This is a genomic window from Sphingomonas sp. R647 (assembly GCF_020177055.1).
In the GTDB taxonomy this organism is placed as follows: Bacteria; Pseudomonadota; Alphaproteobacteria; order Sphingomonadales; family Sphingomonadaceae; genus Sphingomonas.
The window spans coordinates 522,361-547,216 of the sequence record NZ_JAIQXT010000001.1; the positions used below are offsets into that span (position 1 = coordinate 522,361).

General features: G+C 67.2%; 21 protein-coding genes. 12 read left to right on the top strand and 9 right to left on the bottom strand.

The genetic code is table 11. The features are described 5' to 3' along the window. Position 1: 1 nt before the first annotated feature. Complete coding sequence (locus K9B35_RS02450; protein WP_224920211.1) at positions 2 to 1,303, bottom strand: amidohydrolase family protein; 1,302 nt, start codon at positions 1,301 to 1,303, stop codon at positions 2 to 4. After that, a complete protein-coding gene (locus K9B35_RS02455; protein WP_412103434.1) occupies positions 1,300 to 2,721 on the bottom strand; it encodes an amidohydrolase in 1,422 nt (473 codons plus the stop codon). Before K9B35_RS02455 ends, K9B35_RS02450 begins: the two co-directional genes overlap by 4 nt. Before the next feature lie 137 nt (positions 2,722 to 2,858). On the opposite strand from K9B35_RS02455, the gene K9B35_RS02460 reads away from it, so the two are divergent. From K9B35_RS02460 to K9B35_RS02495, 8 genes are read left to right on the top strand one after another with little or no spacing between them, the layout of a single operon-like run. Then, entirely contained in the window at positions 2,859 to 3,539 is a 681-nt protein-coding gene (locus K9B35_RS02460) for a DUF4129 domain-containing protein (protein WP_224920213.1), read from the top strand. Further along, positions 3,536 to 4,726 (top strand): DUF4350 domain-containing protein, encoded by a 1,191-nt coding sequence (locus K9B35_RS02465; RefSeq protein ID WP_224920214.1) that lies wholly within the window; start codon positions 3,536 to 3,538, stop codon positions 4,724 to 4,726. Before K9B35_RS02460 ends, K9B35_RS02465 begins: the two co-directional genes overlap by 4 nt. Then, the gene (locus tag K9B35_RS02470) at positions 4,723 to 5,679 is read left to right on the top strand and encodes an AAA family ATPase (protein WP_224920215.1); all 957 of its coding nucleotides are present in this window, start codon (positions 4,723 to 4,725) and stop codon (positions 5,677 to 5,679) included. The genes K9B35_RS02465 and K9B35_RS02470 overlap by 4 nt, the downstream gene beginning before the upstream one ends. Beyond that, entirely contained in the window at positions 5,676 to 6,938 is a 1,263-nt protein-coding gene (locus tag K9B35_RS02475) for a DUF58 domain-containing protein (RefSeq protein WP_224920216.1), read from the top strand. Before K9B35_RS02470 ends, K9B35_RS02475 begins: the two co-directional genes overlap by 4 nt. Continuing rightward, positions 6,935 to 7,930, top strand: a complete 996-nt coding sequence (locus K9B35_RS02480) for a stage II sporulation protein M (protein WP_224920217.1) — start codon at positions 6,935 to 6,937, stop codon at positions 7,928 to 7,930. Before K9B35_RS02475 ends, K9B35_RS02480 begins: the two co-directional genes overlap by 4 nt. Then, a complete protein-coding gene (locus K9B35_RS02485) occupies positions 7,923 to 8,792 on the top strand; it encodes an RDD family protein (RefSeq protein ID WP_224920218.1) in 870 nt (289 codons plus the stop codon). Before K9B35_RS02480 ends, K9B35_RS02485 begins: the two co-directional genes overlap by 8 nt. A 9-nt stretch (positions 8,793 to 8,801) precedes the next feature. Continuing rightward, complete coding sequence (locus K9B35_RS02490) at positions 8,802 to 9,281, top strand: methyltransferase family protein (protein WP_224920219.1); 480 nt, start codon at positions 8,802 to 8,804, stop codon at positions 9,279 to 9,281. A 40-nt stretch (positions 9,282 to 9,321) separates the two neighbouring features. Continuing rightward, entirely contained in the window at positions 9,322 to 9,696 is a 375-nt protein-coding gene (locus K9B35_RS02495; protein WP_224920220.1) for a hypothetical protein, read from the top strand. A gap of 7 nt (positions 9,697 to 9,703) precedes the next feature. Here K9B35_RS02495 and K9B35_RS02500 read toward each other — a convergent pair whose 3' ends face one another. Next, positions 9,704 to 10,114: an acyl-CoA thioesterase gene (locus tag K9B35_RS02500; RefSeq protein WP_224920221.1), complete on the bottom strand. Its 411-nt coding sequence runs from the start codon at positions 10,112 to 10,114 to the stop codon at positions 9,704 to 9,706. 130 nt (positions 10,115 to 10,244) lie between these two features. Here K9B35_RS02500 and K9B35_RS02505 point away from each other — a divergent pair, with 130 nt between their 5' ends. After that, positions 10,245 to 11,372: a zinc-binding dehydrogenase gene (locus tag K9B35_RS02505; protein ID WP_224920222.1), complete on the top strand. Its 1,128-nt coding sequence runs from the start codon at positions 10,245 to 10,247 to the stop codon at positions 11,370 to 11,372. Between the two features lie 103 nt (positions 11,373 to 11,475). Further along, the gene (locus K9B35_RS02510) at positions 11,476 to 12,108 is read left to right on the top strand and encodes a YceI family protein (protein ID WP_224920223.1); all 633 of its coding nucleotides are present in this window, start codon (positions 11,476 to 11,478) and stop codon (positions 12,106 to 12,108) included. Positions 12,109 to 12,112: 4 nt separating this feature from the next. Here the strand turns inward: K9B35_RS02510 and K9B35_RS02515 are convergent, their stop codons facing one another. Further along, complete coding sequence (locus K9B35_RS02515) at positions 12,113 to 12,508, bottom strand: BLUF domain-containing protein (RefSeq protein WP_224920224.1); 396 nt, start codon at positions 12,506 to 12,508, stop codon at positions 12,113 to 12,115. 271 nt (positions 12,509 to 12,779) lie between these two features. Between K9B35_RS02515 and leuA the strand changes: the two genes are divergently transcribed. Both leuA and argJ read left to right on the top strand, forming a co-directional pair. Next, complete coding sequence (leuA, locus tag K9B35_RS02520; RefSeq protein WP_224920225.1) at positions 12,780 to 14,444, top strand: 2-isopropylmalate synthase; 1,665 nt, start codon at positions 12,780 to 12,782, stop codon at positions 14,442 to 14,444. 107 nt (positions 14,445 to 14,551) lie between these two features. Beyond that, positions 14,552 to 15,775 carry a bifunctional glutamate N-acetyltransferase/amino-acid acetyltransferase ArgJ gene (gene argJ / locus K9B35_RS02525; RefSeq protein WP_224920226.1) on the top strand — a complete coding sequence of 408 codons (1,224 nt, stop codon included), beginning with the start codon at positions 14,552 to 14,554 and terminating at the stop codon, positions 15,773 to 15,775. Positions 15,776 to 15,898: 123 nt separating this feature from the next. Here argJ and trxA read toward each other — a convergent pair whose 3' ends face one another. The 5 genes from trxA to K9B35_RS02550 all read right to left on the bottom strand — a co-directional run bounded on the left by trxA (position 15,899) and on the right by K9B35_RS02550 (position 24,831). Continuing rightward, the gene (trxA, locus tag K9B35_RS02530) at positions 15,899 to 16,225 is read right to left on the bottom strand and encodes a thioredoxin (RefSeq protein WP_224920227.1); all 327 of its coding nucleotides are present in this window, start codon (positions 16,223 to 16,225) and stop codon (positions 15,899 to 15,901) included. A gap of 52 nt (positions 16,226 to 16,277) precedes the next feature. After that, on the bottom strand, positions 16,278 to 19,688 hold the full coding sequence (addA, locus tag K9B35_RS02535) for a double-strand break repair helicase AddA (RefSeq protein ID WP_224920228.1): 3,411 nt from the start codon (positions 19,686 to 19,688) through the stop codon (positions 16,278 to 16,280). Then, entirely contained in the window at positions 19,669 to 22,611 is a 2,943-nt protein-coding gene (gene addB, locus K9B35_RS02540) for a double-strand break repair protein AddB (RefSeq protein WP_224920229.1), read from the bottom strand. Before addB ends, addA begins: the two co-directional genes overlap by 20 nt. 42 nt (positions 22,612 to 22,653) lie before the next feature. After that, positions 22,654 to 24,063: a tetratricopeptide repeat protein gene (locus K9B35_RS02545; RefSeq protein ID WP_224920230.1), complete on the bottom strand. Its 1,410-nt coding sequence runs from the start codon at positions 24,061 to 24,063 to the stop codon at positions 22,654 to 22,656. A 69-nt stretch (positions 24,064 to 24,132) separates the two neighbouring features. Beyond that, entirely contained in the window at positions 24,133 to 24,831 is a 699-nt protein-coding gene (locus tag K9B35_RS02550) for a nucleotidyltransferase family protein (protein WP_224920497.1), read from the bottom strand. Positions 24,832 to 24,856: the final 25 nt, after the last annotated feature.

The window sequence follows — 24,856 nt, forward strand, 5'->3', positions numbered from 1 at the left end:
CTCAGCGTTCGTACGCCTTGGGCAATGCGCCTTCCTTCGGATCGAAGTAGCGCTTGCGCAGCTGGTCCTGACGCGTTTCGATCGGCTGTTCGACGCCATCGATAAACAGCTTCACCACCGCAGTCCCGATCTCCAGCGGGTCGCCGTCCCACACCACCACGTCGCCGCGACGCCCGGGGCGCAGCGAACCATAGTCGCCGCCCATACCCATCGCTTCGGCGGGCTTCGAGCTGATCGTCGCGAACGCCTGACCCCAGTCGAGCCCCGAAGCGCCGGGCACCTTGGTCAACGCCACCAGATTGCCGGCATATTGCTTGATCAGCCGCGCCTGACGCGCCTCATCATCGTTGATCATGCCGATACCTACCGTCACGCCGGCCGCCTGCATCCGCCCGATATTCGACTGGGTCGCCGCCAACTGCTCGAACGAGGCCGGGAGGTCCGACAGCGCCGATGCCAGTACCGGCACCTTCGCCGCTGCAATCTGCCGCGCGACGGTCCAGCCCTCATTCACGCCGACCAGCACCAGCTTGAGCGCCGGCACCTCGCGCTTGAGGTCGAGCACCACGAGGATGTCCGACGCACGCTCGACATGCACCAGCAACGGGACTTGCCCCGTCACCACCGGGACCAGAGCCTGCGCATCGGCCCGGGTCAACAGCGCGTCCTTGCCGCGATCGGCAAAACTGGCCGGCGCGCGGGCATAATCGCGTACCTCGAACAGGATGTTCTTGAGCATCGCGATCGCGGCGGGGCGGCTACCCCCCGCACGACGCCCGCCCTCTTCGCCATAGACCATGAACTGGAACGCGCGCGGCTTGCTCACCGCGTCCATGTCCACGCCCAGATCGATGATCGCGCCCTGCCCGGCAAAGATCGAACCCCGCGCTTCCGGGGCAACGACGGCGCGGGTAATCCCCTCGGCGCGGTTGACCGCGACCGCGCTCGTCTTGGGATTGACCGCAGGCGACACGTCGATCGCTGCGTTGAATGGCGAATTGCCCGCCGCGCTATCGTCGGTTTCGCTGACGCCATCGACTTCGACGATGCCCATCCGGGTAAAGCCCGCGAACAGGCCCGGCGTGACCCACCGGCCACCCGCATCCACCACCGGCACCCCGGCAGGAACGGCGACGCCTGCGCCGGCAGCAACGACACGCCCGTCGCGTACGACCACAGTGCCATTCTCGACCGGAGCCGAGCCATCGCCGATGACCAGACGCGCATTGGTGACCGCGACCGTCTGCGCGGCGGCGGGAAAAGCGGCGCCCATCGCCGCGGCTGCAATCAGGAGTTTCTTCACTTCACATCTCCCGATCCGGGCTGGCCCAGCTCGAAGTCGGACACCGGCCGCAATTTGGGGTTGTGCATGTCGAACAGCAATGCGCCGTCGACCCAGACTTTCTCGGGGCGCGTGTACACGCTGAACGGATTGCCGTTCCACAGCACGACATCGGCCATCTTGCCCGCCTTCAGGCTGCCGGTGACCTTGTCGATGCCCAGCGCCTTGGCCGGCGTGATCGCCGCCCATTTCCACGCAATCTCTTCCGAGATCACAAAGCCAGCGCGCTTGGCGGCGGCGCGGACCTTGGCGATTTCCTGATTGAGCCGCTGAATGCCGTTGGCATCGTCTGAGTGGATCATGCCACACGCACCCTCGCGCTCCAGCACGGCGAGGTTTTCGGAGATGGCATCATAGGATTCCATCTTGAACCCCCACCAATCGGCCCAGACCGCGGCGCAGGTGCCATTGGCCTTGAGCAGGTCGGCGATCTTGTACGCCTCGACCGCGTGGTGGAACGTGCCCACCTTGTAGCCGAACTCCTTGGCCATATCGAGGACGATGGCCATTTCATCGGCGCGGTAGCAGTGGTTGTGGACGATGATCTCGCCCGCCAGCACGCCGCGCAGCGTGTCCATCGCCATGTCGCGCGCAGGGGCCTCGCCGCCCTGCTCCTCATAGCGGTCCCAGCGCTTCTTATAGTCTTGCGCCCGCGCCCAGGTCTGGCGATCCACCGCGATATTACCCATCCGGGTCGACGGCATCCGCCCCTTGCCGCCATAGACGCGCTTGGGGTTCTCGCCGCACGCCATCTTGAGGCCATAGGGCGCGCCGGGGAACTTCATCCCCTGCATCGTGCGCGCATAGACATTCTTGAGCGTCACGCCGCGCCCGCCGAACAAATTCGCCGAACCCGGCAGCACCTGCAGCGTCGTCACGCCGCCATTGGCGAGCGCGCGCGAAAAGCCGGGATCCTGCGGCCACACGCTATGCTCGGCCCAAACCTCGGCAGTAACCGGCCCGGTCGCTTCGTTGCCGTCCGAATGTGCCGAGACGCCGGGGCTGGGATAGTCGCCCAGATGGCTGTGCACGTCGATCACGCCGGGCGTCACATATTTGCCTGCCCCGTCGATCACGGTCGCGCCTTCGGGCGCTGCGATGCTCTGGCCGACCTCGACGATCTTGCCGTCGCGGAACAGCACCGCGCCACGCTCGATCTTGCCACCCTCGCCGTCCAGAATCGTGACATTGGTCAACAGCGTCGGCACGCCCGGATAGGCCTTGTAGGTCGACGGATAGGGATTGTGGTCATATCCCTTGTTCTTGCCCGGCCCCTTTTTCGCGGGAGCCTCCGACGACGCGCTCTGGGGCTTGCCGCCTGCAGTCGCGCTACAGGCCGCCAGCGTCGCCGCCGCAGCCGTGCCGATGATGATCCGGATCAACGCCTACTTCTCCCTGTCCGATGCCGCGCGGTCGGTCCGCCGCGCCGTTCTGGCAACGTTAGGGATGAAAAGCGTTGCGCGCAATTTGCCGATTTGCTCCAAGGGTATGAGGCAGTTGCGGGGGGCAAGGGGCAATGACGGCACAGGGCGCAAGCGTCGCCGCGCGCGATGGCGCGGTCGCTGGCAATGCCGCGACGCCCTTTGGCGATCCGGCGGCCGCCGACGCCGCGCATCAAACGCTGAAGGGCGATGCGAGCATCCAGTTCGACTTTCCGTGGTTCGTCCCCGAACAGCGCGAAATGCCGCAATGGCTTAAAGACGTCTTCGGCGCGCTCGGCAGCTTCATCGAATGGGTCGGCGGTGGCTGGACCGTGCTGATGTGGGTCGCGGTCGCGCTGGTCGTGATCGCGCTCGCCTTCGCGATCTTCCCTCCGCTCCGCGCGTGGCTCGCCAACCGCATCGCGGCGCGCGGCGGTGTGGTCGCGACGCCGGGCTGGGCGCCCGAAGCATCCGTCGCCCGCGCGCTGCTGGTCGAGGCCGACCAGCTCGCCGCCGCCGGTCGCTATGACGAAGCCGTCCGCCTCCTCCTCCACCGCAGCGTCGAGGATATCGAACGCTGGCGCGGCAATCCGCTCCGCCCGTCCTGGACCAGCCGCGACATCGCCCGGATCGAGGCGCTGCCCGATGCCGCGCGCACCGTCTTCGGTCGCATCGTCGCCGATGTGGAGCGCAGCCTGTTCGCCGGTCATCCGCTCGGCGAAGCCGACTGGACCCGCGCCCGCGCCGATTATGCCGGCTTCGCACTCGGCCGATGACCCAAAGCAGCGCCAGCCCCTTTCGCACCCGCACGGTGCTGATCCTCGTCGCGGCGGGGTTCATCCTCGCGCTCGGCTTCCTGCTGGTCAGCGCCTATGGCGACCGCTTCGACCGCCAGCGCGGCAACAGCCCGAGCCCGTCGTCGCGCTTCGCCACCGGCTTTTACGGCCTGACCAAGCTGGTCGAGCTGTCCGGCGGCACGGTATCGCTGTCGAGCGATCCGGAAGAACGGCCGGAAAGCGGCGTCCTGATCCTGACCCCCAATATCGGAACCAAGTCCGATGAGATTCGGCAGGCGATCGGCGCGCACGAAGGTCCGGTTCTCGTGATCCTGCCCAAATGGGTGGCCGCCCCGATCCAGGGTCGCCCCAACCGCGAGCAGCGCCTGACGACTGTTTCCCCGGAGCGATTGGTCGCGATGCTCGGGCAGACCGTCAATATCGCCCCGCACACGGAAAAGGCCGGAACTCGGCTGCGCTATAGCTCCGGGCTGCCAGGCTCTCCGTTTCGCATCGACGGCGAAATTCAGGCGATTGAAAGCGACAAGCTGGTCCCGCTGATCGTCGCGCCGGATGGTGCGTCGGTTCTGTCCCAGGTCGGAGCTTCCGGCACCTACATCCTCGCCGATCCCGATCTCCTCAACAATCATGGTCTGGCGCACAGGCAGAATGCCCGTGCCGCGATGGCCCTGCTTGCTGCGCTCGACCCCGACACGCCCGGCACCGTGATCTTCGACACGATGCTCCCTTATGGCAGCGGCGGTCGCAACCTGCTTCAGCTCGCGTTTGAGCCACCCTTTGCCGGCGTCAGTATCGCGCTGCTGATCGCCGCCCTGCTCGCGGGGATCGCGACCTTGGTCCGGTTCGGCCCGGTACGTCGCGAACAACGCGCTGTCCCATTCGGAAAGGCCGCGCTGATCGAAAATATCGTCAGCCTCGCCCGCCGCGCGCGCCGCACCCGCGAAGGGGGCAGCGCCTATGCCGACGCGATCCGCGACTGGGCCGCGCGCAGGCTCGCGCTGCCACGCACGCTCCAGGGTGAGGCGCTCGACGCGCAGCTCGACGCGATCCCGACAACGACCTCGTACACCGCCGCGACCGAACGGGCCCGCGCTGCGACCACCGAAACCGAACTGCTCCACGCCGCGCAGGCGCTCGATGATTGGCGAAAGGAAGTGAAGGCATGACACTCGACGACGTCCGCAAACTCGGTGCGGCGATCGAAGCCCAGGTCGCCAAGGCCGTGGTGGGTCAGGGGCGCGCGACGCGCCTCCTCACCATCGCATTGCTCTCGGGCGGCCATGTCCTGCTCGAAGGCGCGCCGGGCACCGCCAAGACCCTGCTGGCGCAGAGCTTCGCACGCACGCTCGGCCTCGACTTCGGTCGCATCCAGTTCACTCCCGACCTGATGCCCGGCGACATTGTCGGCGCCAGCCTGTTCAACTTCCAGACCTCGTCGTTCGAACTGCGGCGCGGTCCGGTGTTCACCGAATTGCTGCTGGCCGACGAAATCAACCGCACCCCGCCCAAGACCCAGGCCGCCCTGCTCGAAGCGATGCAGGAGCGCGCGGTGACGATCGACGGCTCGACCGAGAAACTGTCCGACCGTTTCACCGTCGTCGCGACTCAGAACCCGATCGAGCAGCAAGGCGTCTATCCGCTACCCGAGGCCCAGCTCGACCGCTTCCTGTTCAAGCTCGCGATCGACTATCCCGATGCCGAGGCCGAACGCGCGATCGTCGCACAGTACGGCACCCGCACCGGCTCGCCCCGGCCGGAGGATAGCGGCGTCGAACAGGTCGCAACCCCCGACGCGCTCAAGGCCGCCAGCGACACCGTGCTGACCGTGCGGCTTGCGGATGAGATCATCGCCTATGTCGTCGATCTGATCCGCGCGACCCGCGATCACGCCGATCTGTCGCACGGCGCATCGCCGCGCGCCGCCTCCGCGCTCGCCGCAGCGGCCCGCGCCGCCGCCGCGCTGGAGGGCCGCGACTATGTCATCCCCGACGACGTCAAGCTGCTCGCCCAGCCGCTGCTGCGCCACCGCGTCGTCCTGTCGCCCGCCGCCGAGATCGACGGCCGCCGCACCGACGATATCGTCGCCCAGCTCATCGACCGGGTCGAGGCACCGCGTTGATCGTCCCGACCCAGCGTGCGGTCGCGCTGACGCTGGTGGCGGCGCCGATGGCGCTGCTGCTCGGCGTCGTGCGTCCGGACGGCTGGCTGCTTGCCGTCGCCTGGGCGCTCGGCGTCGCACTGCTGGTGCTGCTCGACGGGCTCATGGCTCCACGCATCCGGGCAGGCGATCTCAGGGTCGAGGGACCAGGCGCAGTGGATGTCGGCGGAACGGTTGCGCTTGCCGGCGCGACCCCGGGCCTCGCTTATGCGGCAGACATTTCCTCTCCACTAGAACCTCTCCCCGCCCGCAAGCGGGAGGGCGATAAGCTCAACTTCACCGCCACCCGGCGTGGTACCGCGAAGCTCTCACGCATATGGGCACGTGCCTCCGGCCCACTCGGCCTCGCGTATCGCCAGCGTAGCATCACGACCGACGACAGCATCCGCGTCCTCCCCGACCTGCGCCCCGTCCGCGAACAGGGGATGCGGCAATTCCTGCGCAGCCGCCAGTTCGGCACGCGTATCCGCCCCGAAAGCGGCGACGGCACCGAGTTTCAGTCGCTCACCGATTTCCAGCCCGGCATGGAACGCCGCGCGATCGACTGGAAGGCCACCGCCCGCCACCTCTCGCTACTCGCCCGCGAATATCGCACGGAGCGCGACAACAGCGTCGTGTTTGCGGTCGATTGCGGCCGCACAATGAGCGAACCGGTCGCCGGGATGCCGCGCATCGACCGTGCCGTCTCCGCCGCCCTCCTAGCATCCTTCGTCGCGCTCAAGTCCGGCGATACCGTCCGCCTATTCGGGTTCGCCGGACGCCCGACCGCGGATTCGGGCAGCATCACCGGCGCGCGCGGCTTCGCGACGCTCCACCGCACTGCCGCCGAACTCGATTATGGCGCGCAGGAAAGCAACTTCACCCTCTCGCTCGTCTCGCTCGACCAGCGGCTCCAGCGCCGCAGCCTGATCATCCTGTTCAGCGAATTCACCGATCCGACCAGCGCCGAACTGATGCTCACCGCCGCCGCGCGGATGCGCAAGCGGCACCGCCTGCTGTTCGTCCTGTTCCGCGATATCGAGCTGGAAGCTTTTCTGGAGGCGCGCCCGGAAACCGCCGACGACGTCACCCGCGCCAATGTCGCCCACGCGCTGCTGCGCGAGCGGCGGATCGTCATCGAACGGTTGAAACGGCTCGGCATCGACGTGCTCGAAGCCGAACCCGACGACCTCGCCCTTGCGCTCGCCGAGCGCTATGTCCGGGACCGCGAACGCCCATGAGCAGCACCGTCTTTGGCGTCAGCCAGTTCCGCGCCGAACGCGAAGCCGACTGGAAGCGGCTTGAGGCGATGCTCGACCTGATCGAGAAGAAATCGCCCCGCCGGCTGTCCAGCGAGGATCTGTTCGAGCTCCCGCGCCTGTATCGGTCGACGCTCTCTGCGCTGTCGATCGCGCGCGAAACGTCGCTCGACGGGTCGATGATCGCTTATCTGGAAAGCCTGTCGACCCGCGCCTATTTCATCCTGTACGGATGCCGCGACTCCTTCTGGAAACAGATCGGCGGCTTCTTCGCGCAAGGTTGGCCCGCCGCCGTGCGCGGCGTTGTCCCGGAGATGCTGATCATCGCTGCACTGTTCCTGGGCAGCGGGCTCGCGGGCTATTTCCTCGTGCTCGCCGATCCCGGCTGGTTCGGTGCGATCGTCCCCGGCGAGCTTGCCGGCGGTCGCAACATGCAGGCCAGCGTCGAAACCCTGCGCGAATCGATCTACGGCCCGCCCAGACAGGGCGGCCTTGAGATTTTCGCCACTTCGCTGTTCACGCATAACAGCCAGGTGTCGATCTTGGCCTTCGCGCTGGGCTTCGCCTTCGGCATCCCGACATTGTTCCTGATCGCCAGCAACGGCGTGTTGCTCGGCGCCTTCTACGCCGCGTTCATGTCAAAGGGGCTGGGAGTCGGCTTCACCGGCTGGCTGATGATCCACGGATCGACTGAACTCAGCGCGATCATCCTCGCCGGAGCCGCCGGGCTGCATATCGGCCGCGCAGTCGCCTTTCCCGGTGACCGCAGCCGTCTCGCCGCCGCAGGCGAAGCGGGACGCCGTGGGGCGCTGGTCATGATCGGCGTCGTCATCATGCTGCTCGCCGCCGGCCTGCTCGAAGGGTTCGCGCGCCAGCTGATCACCGCCGACGCGGCGCGGTTCGCCATCGCTGCGACCATGTTCGCGATCTGGGTCGTCTATTTCACGCTGGGCGGACGCCGTCGCCATGGCTGAGCGCAAGGATCGGCTGGTCCGCGAACTGGTCACACCCGAGGGTGCGGTGCTGCACCTGCGCCTCGCCAACGCAGGGTCGCGCGCCGCGGCGTTCACGATCGATGCCGCGATCATGCTCGCCGCGCTGATCGGGCTGACGCTCGCCGCAGTCGGGCTGCTGACCAATCAGCAATCGTCCAGTGTCGCGGCGATCCTGTGGCTGCTCGGCTTCTTCCTGCTCCGCAATTTCTACTTCACCCTGTTCGAGAGCGGCGGGCGCGCGGCGACGCTGGGCAAGCGCGCGCTCAAGCTGCGCGTCGTCGCCCGCGACGGCGGGCGGCTCACCGGCGGCGCGGTCCTCGCCCGCAACCTGACGCGTGAGATCGAGGTGTTCCTGCCCCTGATGTTCCTGCTCTCGGCACAGGCCGAGGGGTTCAGCAGCCGCTGGCTGACCTTGTTCGGCTTCGGCTGGACCGCGATCTTCATGCTCTTTCCGCTATTCAACCGCGACCGGCTGCGCGCGGGCGACCTGATCGCGGGCACCTGGGTCGTCGAAAATGAGCGGCCGAAAATCGCGCCCGACCTGCTCGCCGATGCCGAGCCCGAGCGGATCGAGCTTTACGCCTTCACGCCTGAAGAGCTCGAAACCTATGGCCAGATGGAGGTCCAGCGCCTCGCCGACATCCTCCACCGCGACGAGGCGGATACGATCGTCACCGTCGCCGGTGTGATCCGGCGCAAGCTCGGCCGCCCCGACAATGGCACCCATGTCGGCGAGGACCGCGCCTTCCTCGACGCCTATTACGCCGCCGCGCGCCGCCATCTCGAACGCCGCCTGTTGTTCGGAAAGCGAAAGCGAGACAAGTTCGATTCGGAAGGTTAGGAACGCCCCATGACCGAACCAAAATCCGACATTCCCGGCGTCATCGCCCCGCCGCCGCTGATCTTCCTCGGCTATCTGATCGCCGGGATCGCGCTGGAATATCTGGTGGTGCGCACCCAGGGTCTCGACATGCCCGGCTCACTGCGCTGGACGGTCGTCGCGCTGTTCCTGCTCGCTGGGGGTGGCCTGATCGTCGCAGCTCTCGGCCGGTTCAAGGCAGCCGGAACCCCCGCCCCGCCCTGGCAGCCAACCACCGCCTTCGTCGTGCACGGCGTCTACCGCTGGACCCGCAACCCGATGTATCTCGGCATGACGCTGGCCTATCTCGGCCTCACCGTCGCCGCGAATGCGCCCGTCGCATTATGGCTGTTCATCCCGCTGATCATGACGATTCACTATGGCGTGATCGCGCGCGAGGAACGCTATATGGCGGACAAATTCGGCGTCCCCTACGTCAACTACGCCCACAACGTTCCGCGCTGGCTGTAGGGAAAGACGACCTGTGGCCGCTAGTGAGCTTTCGGGCCGCATGGCAAATATGCGGGTGGAGCAACTGAGCGATATTGCGTTCGCGTCCCCGGAAGACGGCATCCGAGAGGATTTTATCGTCGCTGCCCGGGCGGAGTTGGATCGCAGAGGCGTTTCGAGCGATGCCCGTGCCGAAATGGAAGACCACGTCGCGGCCGTCCGTGCCGAGGAGTCGGAAAGGGCCACCCAGCCATTGGGTTGGCCGGGCATCGTGTTGCTTCTTCTGATTGGCCCGCTGCTCTTGATCTCTGTGATCTCTGCGATCAGCCTCTACGCTACCGGTTACAAGGCAAAGGCGAAGGATGCTTTCACGTGCATCCTGCTCAGCTTCGGACTCTATGCCCTTCTCGGCCTCATTCTGCTGTTCACGCTGTAAACGCGCCTCAGCCCTCGCGCTTCCCAAAGAAATGCTCGACGATATGCTCGGCGATCCGCGCCGGGCGCAGCGTCGTTGCGTCCACGCAGCACCAGCGTGATTTGACCTCAGCCAGCACATCATCGCCGCGGCGGATGATCGTTTCGTAGAACGCGCTGACGCCCTGCACCTTCTCCAGCAGCACCGTCGCGACAACCTCGTCATCGAGGAAGGCGGGCTTGCGATAGGTGATCTCGTGCTTGAGCGCGACCCACAGGTGTTTCGCCACCTCTTCCGCCGGTGCCAGCTTCTGCCAATGCGCCAATACCGCCTCCTGCACCCATTTCAGATAGCTGGCGTTATTGACGTGCCCCATGAAGTCGATGTCGGCGGGATCGACGGGGATGGGCACTTCGAACGGGATGGCTGCGCGCGTCATGGGTTCACCTTAACGTAAACCGGTCGCAAATGCGAGGGGGCAATCGCGCGCCCGCGCAAATCCGTAAAGCCCCATTGATCCCGCTTTCGAATTCACGGTATGCCCGGTTCAAACGATAAAGGAGGATGCAATGACTCACCCGATCCCGGCTCAGGCCAAGCAGATGCTGTCGACCGTTACCGAAGATGGCGGCCTCGAACTCACCCTGCGCGACGTGCCGGTGCCCCAGCCCAGCGGCGATGAGGTACTGATCCGGGTCGAGGCGACCCCGATCAACCCGTCCGACCTCGCCGTGATGCTCAGCGTCGCCGACTCCAACGCCTTCGCGCCGCTTGGCTATGGCGCGCGTGCCGAAATCCCCGAAGCGCTGCGCCGCCACGTGGCCGTGCGCGCAGGCAAGCCGCTCCCGATCGGCAATGAAGGCGCCGGCACGGTCGTCGCCGCCGGAGACGATCCCGCCGCCCAGGCGCTGATCGGCAAGACTGTCGCGGCCGCGGGCGGTGGCTTCTACACCCAGTATCGCCTGCTCCGCGCGCGCGACTGCCTCGTCTTCCCCGATGGCATCGCCGCCGAGGAAGCCGCCTCCTCCTTCGTCAACCCGATGACCGCACTCGGCATGGTCGGAACGATGCGGCGTGAAGGCTATAAGGGCCTCGTCCACACCGCCGCCGCATCAAACCTTGGCCAGATGCTGGTCAAGCTGACCCTGTCCGAAGGCGTGCCGCTGGTGAACATCGTACGCAGCCAGACTCAGGCGCTGCTGCTCCGCGATCTCGGCGCGACCCATGTCGTCGACAGCAGCGCGCCCGACTTCATGGCCCAGCTCACCGACGCGATTGCCGAGACCCAGGCGTTCCTCGCCTTCGACGCGATCGGCGGCGGCAAACTCGCCGGCCAGATCCTGACCGCGATGGAGGCCGCAGCCGTCCGCACCAACCCCGCGAACGGCCCCTATGGCTCCTCCACGATGAAGCAGGTCTATATCTATGGCGGCCTCAGCACCGCGCCGACTGAGCTGAATCGCGGTTTCGGTATGATCTGGGGCGTCGGCGGCTGGCTGCTCACCCCCTATTTGATGAAGGCGGGGATGGAGGAGGTGGCGCGGATGCGCGCCAAGGTGACGGCTGAAATCCGCACGACCTTCGCCAGCAGCTACAGCAACCGCATCAGCCTGGAGGACGCGGTCCAACCCGGTTGCATCGCCGCGTACAACCGCCGCGCGACGGGCGAGAAATATCTGATCCTGCCGCAACTTTGATCGCAGTTCGGGAAACCATGCGTTCCCGTTTCGCCATTTGAACAAGTCGGGGGTGTCGCGCATTGTCGTGGCGCCCCCGTAACGCAATCCGGAGACTGAACCCATGCGCCTCGTACTCGCCACCCTGCTCGCCGCCACCGCCATCGCCACGCCCATCGTCGCCCAGCAGATGCCGGGCACGAAGGACAAGGCCGCCATCACCGGCGGCACCTACACCGTCGACGCCAACCACACGCTGGTGAAGTGGGAGGTCAACCATTTCGGCTTCTCGCCGCTCTGGGGCCTGTTCGGCGCAGTCACCGGCACGATGCAGCTCGACCCGAAGAACCCCGCCGCGTCCAAGGTTGACGTGACCATCCCGGTGTCGAAGATGGTGACCGGCGTCCCTGGCTTCACTGCCCACCTGCTGCGCGACGGCAAGGACGGTGGCAAGCCTGACTTCTTCGGGTCGGCGCCTGCTGACGCCAAGTTCGTGTCGACCCATGTGATGATCGACCCCGATGGTGATGAGGCCAAGGTTCACGGTAACCTGACGCTCAACGGCATCACCAAGCCGGTAACGCTCGACGTCGATTTCTACGGCGCGGGCAAGGCGCCGGCGCAGATGGGCGGCAAGGAGAATGTCGGGTTTGAGGCTGAGGCGAAGATCAAGCGCAGCGACTTCGGCCTGGGCTATGCCGTGCCGCTGGTCAGCGACGAAGTCGAACTGACCATCGCCGCCGCGTTCCAGAAGTAAGGGTTCAGGCCGCGCGCCGGATCTTCGCAAAGCCCTCAAAGGTGGCGCGAATATTCGGTGACGCGGCCTCGAGCCGCTCGGCAATCTGTTCCATCAGCGCGTCGGAGTCGCCACCGGGCATGCGGTGCGCCATCGCCCATTCGCCAAACTCACGCGCTTCAATCGCGCGACGGGAAAGCGTCACGACTGCACGGTGGCGCGGGTCGCTACCGATCCGGACAAAGGCGCGCTCGACCGCCTCGGCCGGTCCCTCCAGCACCTGCAGGAACCGCCGCCCGTCGGCGTAAAGCAGTCCGGTAATCCCATCACGTGCATTGTTGCGCCGCGACACCGTCAAGATCTGGGCAACGTCGATCGGGGCGCAGTTGGAGGCGCTGCTGATGTACATGATTTGAAGCATTTTTCGTCCTGTTCGGCCCCCATCTCATCCTATGCCGCTCAAATCTTTATAGAATGATAGCGCAAGGCCGGTGGCCGAGCGGAGGAATCCGTACTGGACATTTGTTGCGCGGCCGGGCTAAGCGCCTCGCATAATGTTGCACGGCGCCAACCTTCCCCTGCTTCGACTTATCCGCCCTTAGGGCGTGGATTCGCGCGGGCATCGCCTGCGCACACGGCCTAAGGGCAGAGCAACCCCTCCCCCGACCGTCCGTTTCGAAGCGAGAAGTCCCATGTTGCGCGACCCCAGCGTCAAATACCGCCCCTTCCCTCAGGTCGATCTGCCTGATCGGCAATGGCCGAGCCGCACGATCACCAAAGCGCCGCGCTGGCTCTCCACCGACCTGCGCGACGGCAATCAGGCGCTGATCGACCCGATGGACGCAGAGAAGAAGACCCGTTTCTTCGACCTGATCTGCCGCGTCGGGATCAAGGAGATCGAGGTCGGCTTCCCCAGCGCCGGCGCAACCGAGTTCGACTTCATCTCCGGCCTCGTCCGCGACGGACGCATCCCCGACGACGTGACGGTTCAAGTTCTGACCCAAGCCCGCCGCGACCTGATCGAAACCAGCTTCGCCAGCCTGCGCGGCGCGAAACAGGCGATCGTGCATGTCTATAACGCGGTCAGCCCGGCCTGGCGGCGCATCGTGTTCGGCATGGACCGCGCGCAGGTGAAGGGCATCGCCATCGACGCCGCCCGCATGCTGCGCGACGGCGCGGCGGCCCAGCCCGACACCGACTGGCGTTTCCAATATTCACCCGAAACCTTCTCGACCGCCGAACTCGATTTCTCGGTCGAGGTTTGCGCCGCCGTCATGGAGGTGCTCCGGCCAACCCCCGATCGCCCGCTGATCCTCAATCTGCCCGCGACGGTCGAGGCGGCGACGGCCAACATCTATGCCGACCAGATCGAATATTTCTGCCGCCACATCCCCAATCGCGACAGCGTGGTGATCTCGCTGCACACCCATAACGATCGCGGCACCGGCGTCGCGGCGGCGGAACTGGGCCTGATGGCGGGCGCCGACCGCGTCGAGGGCTGTCTGCTCGGCAATGGCGAGCGCACCGGCAATTGCGACCTCGTGACCGTCGCGATGAACCTGTACACGCAGGGCGTCGATCCGAAGCTCACCTTCGACGACATCGACGAAGTGGTGAAGACGGTCGAATATTGCACCAACATCCCGGTCCATCCGCGCACGCCCTATGCCGGCGACCTGGTCTTCACCGCCTTTTCGGGCAGCCATCAGGATGCGATCAAAAAGGGCTTCGCCGCGCAGGACGCGCGCAACGACGATTTCTGGGAGGTCCCCTATCTCCCGATCGACCCCGCCGATCTCGGCCGCAGCTACGAGGCGGTAATCCGCGTCAATTCGCAATCGGGCAAGGGTGGCGTTGCCTGGGTGCTGGAACAGGACAAGGGGCTGAAACTCCCCAAGCGGCTCCAGGCCGATTTCAGCCGCCACGTCCAGCGCATGGCCGACGAAACCAGCCGCGAACTCAACGCGCAGGACATCTGGGCAACCTTCCAGAGCGCCTATCGCCTCGAGACGCCGCAGCGCTTCACGCTTGGCGCCTATGACGAAACGCGCGCCTCCAATGGCGAGCGCATCTTCGCCGGAACGATCGAGGTCGATGGCGTGTCCAAATCGGTCAGCGGGCGCGGCAACGGCCTGATCTCCAGCGTCGTCGCCGCGATCCGTGAGGGCTTTGGCGTCGAACTCGACATTGCCGACTATGCCGAACATGCGATCGGCCATGGCTCTAGCGCGCAGGCCGCCGCCTATGTCGAATGCCGCACCTCCGATGGCCAGACCGTGTGGGGCGTCGGAATCGACGAAGACGTCGCCACCGCCAGCGTCCGCGCCGTGCTCAGCGCCGCAAGCGCGCTGGCTTAAGGTTCCGTCGCCCCGGCGCAGGCCGGGGCCGCCAAGTTTGTTAGGGAAGCCCACCACAGGGCGGCCCCGGCCTCCGCCGGGGCGACGAAAGGAATAGAGGAACAGAAATGACCCGCTCCCCCCTCGCCCCCGCCGCCTTCCCGGCGCTTCCCGCAATCCCCGGCGTCACGCTCCGCGTCGCCCGCGCGCACTACAAGCAGTGGGACCGCTGCGACCTGACCTTCGTGACGCTGGACGAGGGCACGGCAGTCGCAGGCGTCACCACGACCAGCAAATGCCCCTCGCCCGAAGTCGAATGGTGCCGCGACGCGCTCCCGCTCGGTGGCGCGCGCGCGCTGGTGGTCAATGCCGGCAACAGCAACGCCTTCACCGGCAACCGGGGTCGCGCTGCGGTCGAGGCAATTGCCGCGCGGGTCGCGGGGCATCTGAATTGCCAGCCCTCGGACGTATTCGTCTCCTCCACCGGTGTGATCGGGGTGCCGCTCCCGATCGACAAGGCCGAGGCTGGCCTCGACGCCGCCTTCACCGCCGAACCGTGCGGCTGGGAGGATGCCGCCAACACCATCGGCACCACCGACACCTTCGCCAAGGGCGCAGCGACCTCCGCCATCGTCGATGGCCGCACGGTCAACCTCGTCGGGATCATCAAGGGCAGCGGCATGATCGCCCCCGACATGGCAACGATGCTCGGCTATGTCTTCACCGACGCCGCAGTTGATCCGGCATTCCTCCAGCGGGCGCTGAGCGACGCCAACCGCAAGAGCTTCTCCTGCATCACCGTCGACAGCGACACCTCGACCAGCGACACCGTCCTCGCCTTCGCCACCGGCGCGGCGGGCAATGCGCCGCTTAGCGATGACGACAGCGATGGCGCCGACGCCTTCCGCGCCGCGCTCGCCGACCTCTGCCTCCAACTCGCCCATCTCGTCGTCCGCGATGGCGAGGGCGCGTCGAAGTTCATCCGCGTTGATGTCGAAGGCGCCGAAAACGACGCCAGCGCGCACCGCATCGCACTCAGCATCGCCAATTCCCCGCTGGTCAAGACCGCCATCGCGGGCGAGGACGCCAATTGGGGCCGCATCGTCATGGCCGTCGGCAAGGCCGGCGAACCCGCCGAGCGCGACAAACTCGCGATCACCTTCGGCGGCGTGCAAGTGGCGTCAGGCGGCCTCGCGGTCGAGGGTTATGACGAAACCCCCGTCGCCGCGCATCTGAAAGGTCAGGACATCGAGATCGGCGTCGATCTGGGGCTTGGCGAAGGCCGCGCCACCGTGTGGACCTGCGACCTGACGCACGGCTACATCTCGATCAACGCGGACTATCGGAGTTAATCGCAACAATCGTCATCCCGGCCTTGTGCCGGGATCCATCGTGTGGCGAGCGCGGAGCAAGAGGCCAGACGACGCGCGCCCGGCGGAGTGGACCCCGGCACGAAGCCGGGGTGACGATGAAGATTAGACCACGCTCTCGATCCACGCCTTCAGCTTGGACTTGGTGTTGATCTCCTGGATCCCCACCTGCTGCGCGATCTTCTGCCCATCCTTGTAGACGAACAGCGTCGGGATGCCGCGAATGCCCAGCTGACCCGGCGTGTCCGGATTTTCCTCGATATTCAGCTTGGTGATGGTGACCTTGTCGGCCAGCTCCTCGGCCAGCTCTTCCAGGCTCGGGCCGATGATCTTGCACGGGCCGCACCATTCGGCCCAGAAATCGACCAGCACGGGCTTGTCGGACTGCAGCACGTCGGTTGCAAAGCTCTCGTCGGTAACGGCCTTCGCCATGTCTCAAATCTCCTGTGTGTTGCTGCCTAACTAGGGTCGGCGGCCGCCCGTCTCAAGCATCGAGTGGCAAGCTTTGTTCGTTCCCTGCGAAGCCCGGCTTGTGCGCAGCGACCAGATCGGCGGGCAGTTCGAACAGCACCGGCCCAGCGGTGTAGAGCAGCCCCGCAACCACCTCGCGCCCCGGAAAGATCACCTCCAGCGCCGCGACATAGGCCGCCATCTGCCGGACATGATAGGGCGGCACATCGCCGAGCGAGCCCGGCGCGCGCCGCCCGGTCTTGAAATCAACCACCAGCACGCGGCTGTCGGTCACCAGCAGCCGGTCGGCGGTGCCGGAGACGACATGCCCGCCGCCCACCACCGCCGCCACGGGCGCTTCAGCCAGCGCCTCCGGCCCGAACAATTCGGCAAAGCGCGGCTCGGCCAGCACCCCCAGCGCCGCACGCGCCAGCACGGCCCGCTCGCCCGCATCATCAACGCCACCCGCACCCGCCAGCCAGCGCTCCGCCACCTCCGCGCGCCGCTCGGCCGCGACCACCGGCAGGCGCTCCAGCAACGCATGAATCAACCGCCCACGCTCCGCCGCCGCGCGCAATGCCGCAGCGGGGGGCGGATCGGCGACCAGATCCTCGCCCAGAGCAGACGGCGCGAGCGGGCGCGGCGGTCGCGCCTCGACCGGAGCCGCACGCCGCGCCCAATCGGGTACGGCACCCGCCGCCTCGCCCGCATCCGCGACGATCGCCTTGCGCGGCACCGCACGGGTCGGTGCCAGCCCGGTAAAGCTCCGCTCGGCCTCGCCCGCTTCCACGCCCAGCGCGTCCAGCCCGGCAGCAGCCGCCGTGTACCAGCTCAACTCGGGCGGCTCACCATTCGCCTTCGGCCCCAGCGACCCCGCAATCACCAGTCGCTCCTCCGCCCGCGTCGCCGCGACGTAGAACAGCCGCCAATGCTCCTCCAGCTCGCGCGCTTCCGCTGCGCTCACCGCCGCATCGACCGGCCCGCCGCGCTCGGCCTTACCGGGGCGAAACACCGGGAGCTTGAACCCTTCGCCGTCCGGCTGCCACTCGACAAAATCCCCGCGATTGCCCGCCACCGGATCGGCGGTGGCATCGGCCAGAATCACCAGCGGCGCCTGTAAACCCTTCGCCCCATGCGTGGTCATCACCCGCACCGCCGCCTGCGGTTGCGCCGCGTCACGCACGATCTCGACATCGCCCCGGTCGAACCAGTCCAGGAAGCGCTGCAGCGTCGGCGTCGCCACCCCCTCGAACCCCAAAGCCGCCGTCAGCAACTCCTCGATCGGATCGAGCGCCTCAGCCCCCAGCCGGTGGAGCAGCTTGCGCCGCCCGTCCATCGGCCCGGTCAGGATCGCCTCCAGAAACCGGTGCGGCGTCATGAAATCTGCGCGGGCGAGCAGCCCGAACAACGGCTCCAGCCGCTCCGGCGTCTGCGTCGCGCGCAGATGGCGCCACAGGCTCCCGCGCTCGCGGATCGCGGCGACCATCAGTTCATCCTGGCTCCACCCGATCAGCGGCGACACCAGCAATGCCGCCAGCGACAGATCATCGTCTGGCTGCAACGCAAACCGCACCGCCGCGAGCAGATCCTGCACCGCCAGCGGCGCGTTCAGCCGCAGCCGGTCGACCCCCGCCACCGGCACCCCCTCGGCATAAAGCCGCGCCACGATCAGCCCCGCCAGCTCGCCGCGCCGCCGCACCAGGATCATCACATCCTCAGGCCGCAGCACCCGCCCCTTGCTCTCCAGCTCCAGCGTGCCGATCCAGTCCCTGATCTGCCGCGCGATCCGGTTGGCGAGTTCGCGCGTCGCGTCGTCGATCCAGCCTTCCTCATCCTCCGGGTCGCCGCCCGTCACCACCGGCGGCCACAGCGTCACCGTCCCCGGCCCCTCGACCCGGCTGGCATGTGGCTCGGGCTCAGCAAAGGCCCCCATGCCGGGCGTCGGTAACGCATCGATCGCCGCATCGACAAACTCGAGCACCGGCGCGGTCGAACGGAAGCTGTGTACCAGCGACAGCGTATCCAGCGCGCCCGCCGCGCGCGTGTCGAAATGCTGCTGCGCCGCGCGGAAATTGACCGGATCGGTCCCCTGAAAGCCGAAGATCGCCTGTTTATAATCCCCGACCGCAAAGATCGTCCGCACCTCCTCGCCATGCGCACCCTCGCCGGCAAAGAACTCATCCGCCAGCGCACGCACGATCCGCCACTGCGCGACATTGGTATCCTGCGCTTCGTCGATCAGGACATGGCTGGTCGCCTGATCCAGCTTGTAGCGGATCCAGTCGCCCATCCCCGGCTGTTCGAGCAGCGCCACCGCCTTGCCGATCAGATCGTCGAAATCGACTGCCCCCGCGCGCCGCTTCGCCGCCGTGTAGGTCGCCGCATACTCACGCCCGGCCTCAAGTCCCTGCGCCAGACAATCAACATAGCCCGCCCGCGCCACCATCCCCTGCACCGCGATGCACGCCTCGCCGAGTGCGACCGCTAGTTCTGCGTAATCCGGGTCAAGTGTGAGCAACTTGCCCTTGAACACCCGGAAATCACCGTCTTTCTTCAATGCGATAAGGCTAAGGTCACGAAGCTGCTCAAATCGCCCGGCAGGATCAGCCGCGAGCCAGCGTTCGGCGATCGCGGCATCCTTGTCACCGGTAGCCGTTTTCCACGCGTGGTTGGCATCTGCAAGACGGCGCACTGCGTCGGTGTCGAAATGTTCGTCATCACACCAGCGCTGTGCTTCAGCCGCGACATCGCCCGACGGCAGCCCGAACGCGCGCCGCAACCATGGCTGGATCCCGCTCGGCATCGCCGCCATCGCCTCGGGCGCGCGGGCACAGGCGCTCAGAAACGCCTCGGCCTTGCCCTCGCCCAGCCGCAAGCTCAGCGCGCCGACCGCGTCGATCACCCATCCGCGCCCCTCGCGCTCGGCGGTCACCAGCATCTCCGCCAGTGCTTCGCGTGCAAGCGCCGATTCCTCGCGCGCCTCCAGCGGCCGGAACCCCGGCGTCAGCCCCGCCTCGACCGGAAACGCCGACAGCAACGTCTGGCAAAAGCTGTGGATCGTCTGGATACGAAGCCCCCCGCCCGGCGCATCCAGCACCTTGGCGAACAGCGTCCGCGCAAGCGCAATCTGCGCATCATCGGCCGGCTCACCGAGCGCTTCCAGATCGGCGAACAGCTCGGTCCGCTTCGCCCGCACCCAGTATGCCAGCCGCCCGCTGACCCGCGCCGCCATCTCCGCCGCGCCCGCCTTGGTAAAGGTCAGGCACAGGATCGCACCCGGATCGACCCCGCGCAGCAACAGGCGGAACACACGCGCCGCCAGAACCTGAGTCTTTCCCGTCCCCGCGCTGGCCGACAGCCACACGCTCGCCTCCGGCTGCGACGCTGCGCCCTGACTCCCGGCGAGCGGCGGAAGGGCGGAGATATTAGCGCCGCTCACGGCCATACCATTCGTCCCGGCGCATCAGCTGGTCATAATCGGAATAGGGCGCATATTCGGGGTGCAGCTTGGCCGTAAACGCCTCGCCCCCCGTCAGATACCGCCCCGCCGTATCAGCGAAATTCTCCGCAGCGGTCGGCACGAACTCCTCGGGTTTCATCCGCCCATATTTCTCAGCCGGATCGACCGGCGTCGCGACATAGCCGAACTCGCCATTCTTGCGCGCCAGCGACCAATATTCAAAACAGCTCGCCCGCCCCGAAATCCCCGCAAACCCGCCGCGCTCGGCAATCAGGCCAAGCAGGCCCAGCTGCAAGCTATAGCCCGCGCGCACCGCCTTGGTGCTCGGCGGCTGGCCGGTCTTGTAGTCGACGATGCCTATCGTCCCGTCGCCCATCGCGTCGATCCGGTCGAACTTGCCGGTCAGCCGCACCCCGGCAATGTCGATCCCGCCTTCCTGCTCCACCGCCAGAATGCGCCGCGCCGGATGCGCCGCCGTCTCCCGCACGATCCAGCGCACCGCCTCAATCAGCCGTGGCTGCCACAGCGCCCGCATCATCGGGTGCGCGGCACGCAGCATCTCCAGCACGCGCGGCTCCAGCGCGTCGGGGTCGCAGCCATCGTGCCGCGCCCATTGCTCCAGCGCGTCATGCACCGCCGTCCCGCGCCACGCCGCGCTCGGATCGGCATCGACCGGATCGAGCGGGCGCAGCCGCAGCATGCGCTTGGCGTAAAAGGCATAGGGGTCGGCCTTCAACCGATCGACATCGGTGACCGGAATCGATCGCGGCCGGATCGCCACCGGCGGGCACGGCTCGGGCCGCGCGACCGGCTTGTGCTCTCCTGGCACGTCGATCGCGCGTGCCCATGCTTCCAGCTCGGTCGCGCGCTCCAGCCCGCCCGACAGCGCCTCAAGCCGCAGCCAGAAGCGCGAAGCAATCGTCGGCGCCCCCGCATCGCGCTTGGCCCGCGTCAACAGCACCTCACGCGCACCCAGCCCCTGCGCCAGATCATGCGCCGCAAGCCCGATCCGCCGCTCCAACCCCGGCAGCCCCAATTCGCTGCGGATACGCGGCGCCAGCCACGGATCGGGCGCGGGCAGCCCCGGCCACACCCCTTCGTTCAACCCGCCCAGCACCAGCAGATCGGCGGCATGCAACCGCGCCTCGATCACGCCCAATATGGCAAGCCGCGGATGCCCGCCCTGTGGCGGCCGCACCGCCACCTCGTCCATCAATGTCCGCAGCAAGGCGGGCAGGCTCGCCGGGGCGATCAGTGCAGGACCATGCACCGCCTCGCGCTCCAGATCGTCAAGCAACGCCGCCGCCGCGCGGCCATCGACGCCAGCCCATAACCGCTCGCCACACAGCCGCTCCGCCCCTTCGCGCAACTGCGCCAACAGCGTCGCAGGCGGCACCATCTCCGCCACAAATGCCGCCTCGACCGGCTCCAGCAGCGCGGCAATCTCAGCCCATGGCTCGATCGCCCTCCCCCGCGTCCGCGCGTCATATCCGTCAGGATAGGCGAGATGCGCCGTCACTCCCGCCAGCCCCGCAGGCGGCCTCGGCCCCCGCAGCGCGAGATCGAGCGACCGCACTTGCTCCAGCCACCCAATCCGCGCCTCGCCCGCGCGCACCAGCGGATGCTTGAGCAGCGCCAGCAACGCCATCGGCGCAAACCCCTGCGCCGCCGCCTCGGCCAGCGCCAGCAACAGCGTCCCCGGCGGCAGGATCGACAGCGCCGACCCGGCGGAATCGTCGATCGCGATCCCCCAGCGCGCGCAATGCGCCGCGACCCGCTTGGCCAGCGCGCGATCCGGCGTCACCAGCGCGGCAGTCCGCCCCGGCTCCTCCAGCGCCTGCCGCAGCGCCAGCGCAATCCCCTGCGCCTCCTCCGCCGGGGTCGCGACTTCGAGCACGCGCACCCCCGCCAGCCGCCGCTCGCCCGCGGGCAAGTCGCTCCACACTGTCGTGCGCTCGGCTGGCATCATCGCGCTCGCAATCGCCTTGCTGCGCGCGGGCGGCGCATCGAGCTCGGTCGCGACGCGCCAGCTCTCGAACTCGCCGCGCTGCACCCCCATCCGGTCGATCAACAGCTTCAGATGGAATTGCGGATGCGTCTCCAGGCTGCGCTTGCGCCGCCCGCTGACCGGGTCAGCCGGGAACGGCCCCAGCATCGCCCATTCCTCATCCGCCATCGCCAGATCGACACCCGGCAGCACCACCTGCCCCTGCGGCAACCCCGCAACGACGCGCAGCAGCCGCGCAATCGCGGGCGCGCTCGTCGTGATCCCCGCCGCGCAAACAAAGCGCTCGGGCGGCTCCGCCCGCCACCGCGCCGCGACCCGATCGAGCAACCGGTTGCGCCGCTCGGCCAGATCAATCCGCCCAAGCTTTTCAAGCTCTTGTGGCCATTTCTCCAAAATGATCTCGAACAGATCAAGCGCACGCTGCCAATGCACCGTCAGGTGATCGAGCAGCACCACGTCGCGCAGCGCGCTCGGCGCGATCTCCTCGACCAGCATCTGATCGAGCGTCCGCCCCAGATCGCCCGCCAGCCGCACCGCCTCCGCCGCATCGACGCTGCGGTCATGCGCCTCGATCAGCCGCGCCAGGATCATCCGCCGCTGCAACGGATCGACCGCCGGCGGGATCGGCGCGTCCTCGTCGGCGGGATCAAGAAACGGCCCCGCCGCCTCGTCGAGCTCGGGATCGCCGATCGCCACCATCCGCGGCAACAACAACCCGCCCCCGCTCGCGCGCACGAACGCATCGGTGATCGTCCGCTTGGCGCGATTGGTCGGCACCAGCACCACGCCCCGCGCCAGCCGCAACGGATCGCCGCCATGCCGCCGGATCAACCCCTGCGCGAGCGCATCGGCAAAGGCGCGATGCGGCGGGATGGTGTAGAGGTTGAGGCGGGTGGTCATTCGCCAATGCGTAGCCGCCCTGCGCCGTCCCCGCCAAGGCGATTATGGGCGGGCGGGCATATTCGATAGCGTCCATGCCGCGCGCACCTGCCCGGTGAACACCGGTTGGTAGTCCCGCAGTTCGATCTGCGCTTCACGGTCGAAACTCGAATAGCTGGCGAGGCGGTCAAAGATGCCAGCCTGCGCGGCACGATACAGGGAACGAACCTCGGGCCACGAACGATCGTGATCGCGAAGAAACCCTGCCAATGACCGGTAGCCGAAAATCCGTCTGGGATGGGCTGCGGGCAGCGTTGCCCGGGCACGAAGCGATCGCCGATAGAACCGCTCGGCTTCCTTCTCGCGATCTTGTCCCTCCAGGTTGAAGGCACGGCTGTCGTAGAGATCCGCCATCGCCGGCGCATCCTCCGGCGTCACGGCAGCGTATGCCGCAATCGCTTTGCGGTGCAGCGGCTCTGCCTCAACGTACCGCGCTTGCAGATCGAGGTTGCTCGCCAGCATCGCTGTCCCCGCAGCAATCGTGAGATGCCCAGCGGGCCAGTTGGCCTCCTGAATTGCCAGTGATTTCCGGCGCAGCGACTCGGCCTCGCGATAATCACCGCGATTTTCCAACAGCGTGGCGAGATTGTCGTAGCTCCACGCCACGATGTAGCCCTCTGCCCCGAACGTCTTGATGCGGATGTCGATGACACGTCGCAACAGCGGCTCAGCTTCGTCGGCGCGGGACAAGTTGATCAGCGCCCGTCCCAACCCTTCGTAGCTCGCGGCGAGTGCGGATGGATTGGATGGCGACAATTGCTCCCGCAGCGCCATTGCCTTGCGATAAAATGGCTCCGCATCGACGTAGCGGGCCTGACTGGCGAGATTGTCTGCGAGGTTGTTGTAGCTCATCGCGATCAACAAATGCCCTGGCGGCCGATGGCGCTCATGCAGCAGCAGCATGCGGCGAAGAAATACCTCTGCCTCGCCATGCCGGCTCAGCCGATCGAGAACGCCGGCCAGTTGATTGTAACCGTCGGCAACCCGCAGATCGGCTTCCGGCAAGGTCTGCTCGAGCAGCGCCAGCGCTGCGCGTCGGGGAGCCTCCGCCTCGACGAACCGGCCTTGCGTACCAAGCGTCAAAGCCAGGAAGTCCAGCGCATGCGCTCGGTCAGGGTAGCTCTTGCCGTCAGGTGGAGCGGTCAGCGTGACGGCCCGCCGCGCAAGCCGTTCGGCCGCCTGATAATCGAACTGGAACGTCTCTGACCCCGCCCACATCAACAGCAGCGCGCAGCGGGATGGCTCGACCGCTTCGCATTGTTTCAGTTCGGCAAGGATCGTCGCCGCTGCCTGACGGTGGTCGTTGCGCTCGGATGCTTCCCGGGCGGCCACCGGCACAGGCCATTGCTGCGCGATCGCAGGCGAAGCGCTCGTGATCGCCAATGCCAGTATCAGGGGTTTGAGCACGGCCACGGCCCCATCATGCGGAAAAGCAGCGCGATTGTCGTCTGTCAGAAACGGATGCCCAGGCTCCCCCTGCCGTCACCCATCCGCCAACACCGCCTCAGTCGCCGCAATCGCCGGCGGACTGCCGACATCGAACCACAGCCCCTGATGCACCACGCCGAACGCCCGCCCGGCCTCCATCGCGCGCTGCCAGAACAGGTTGGTCGAGAACGCCCCCTCCGGCCAGTCGCGGATCACTCGCGGCGACAGGATCTGCACCCCGGTATAGACAAAGGGTGCCAATCGCCCCGGCTTGCGTCGCCCGACGATCTTGCCGAACGGGTCGAGGTGAAAGTCCCCCTGCCCGCCATGGCAATGCGCGCGGGCGAGCGGGACGAGCAGCAGCAGCGCGTCCATCCGGTCATCGTCCCACGCAGCCGCCAGCTGACGGATCGCGTCGATCGGGCCATCAACCCACAGATTGTCGCTGTTGACGCAGACAAAGGGGTCATCGCCCAGCATCTCGCGCGCCTGCACCAGCCCGCCGCCGGTCTCCATCAGCTGCTTGCGCTCGTCGGATACCAGCACGTCGATGTCCTTCACCCGATGGGTGACATGCGCCTCCAGCGCATCGGCGAGGTAGTGGACATTGACCACCGCGCGCGCGACGCCGGCGCTGCGCAACCGGTCGAACACATGGTCGATCAACGGCTTACCCGCGACCTCGACAAGCGGCTTGGGCCGGGTGGCGGTCAGCGGGCGCATGCGTTTGCCCAGCCCCGCCGCCATCACCATCGCGGTGCGCGGCACTGCACCGGCC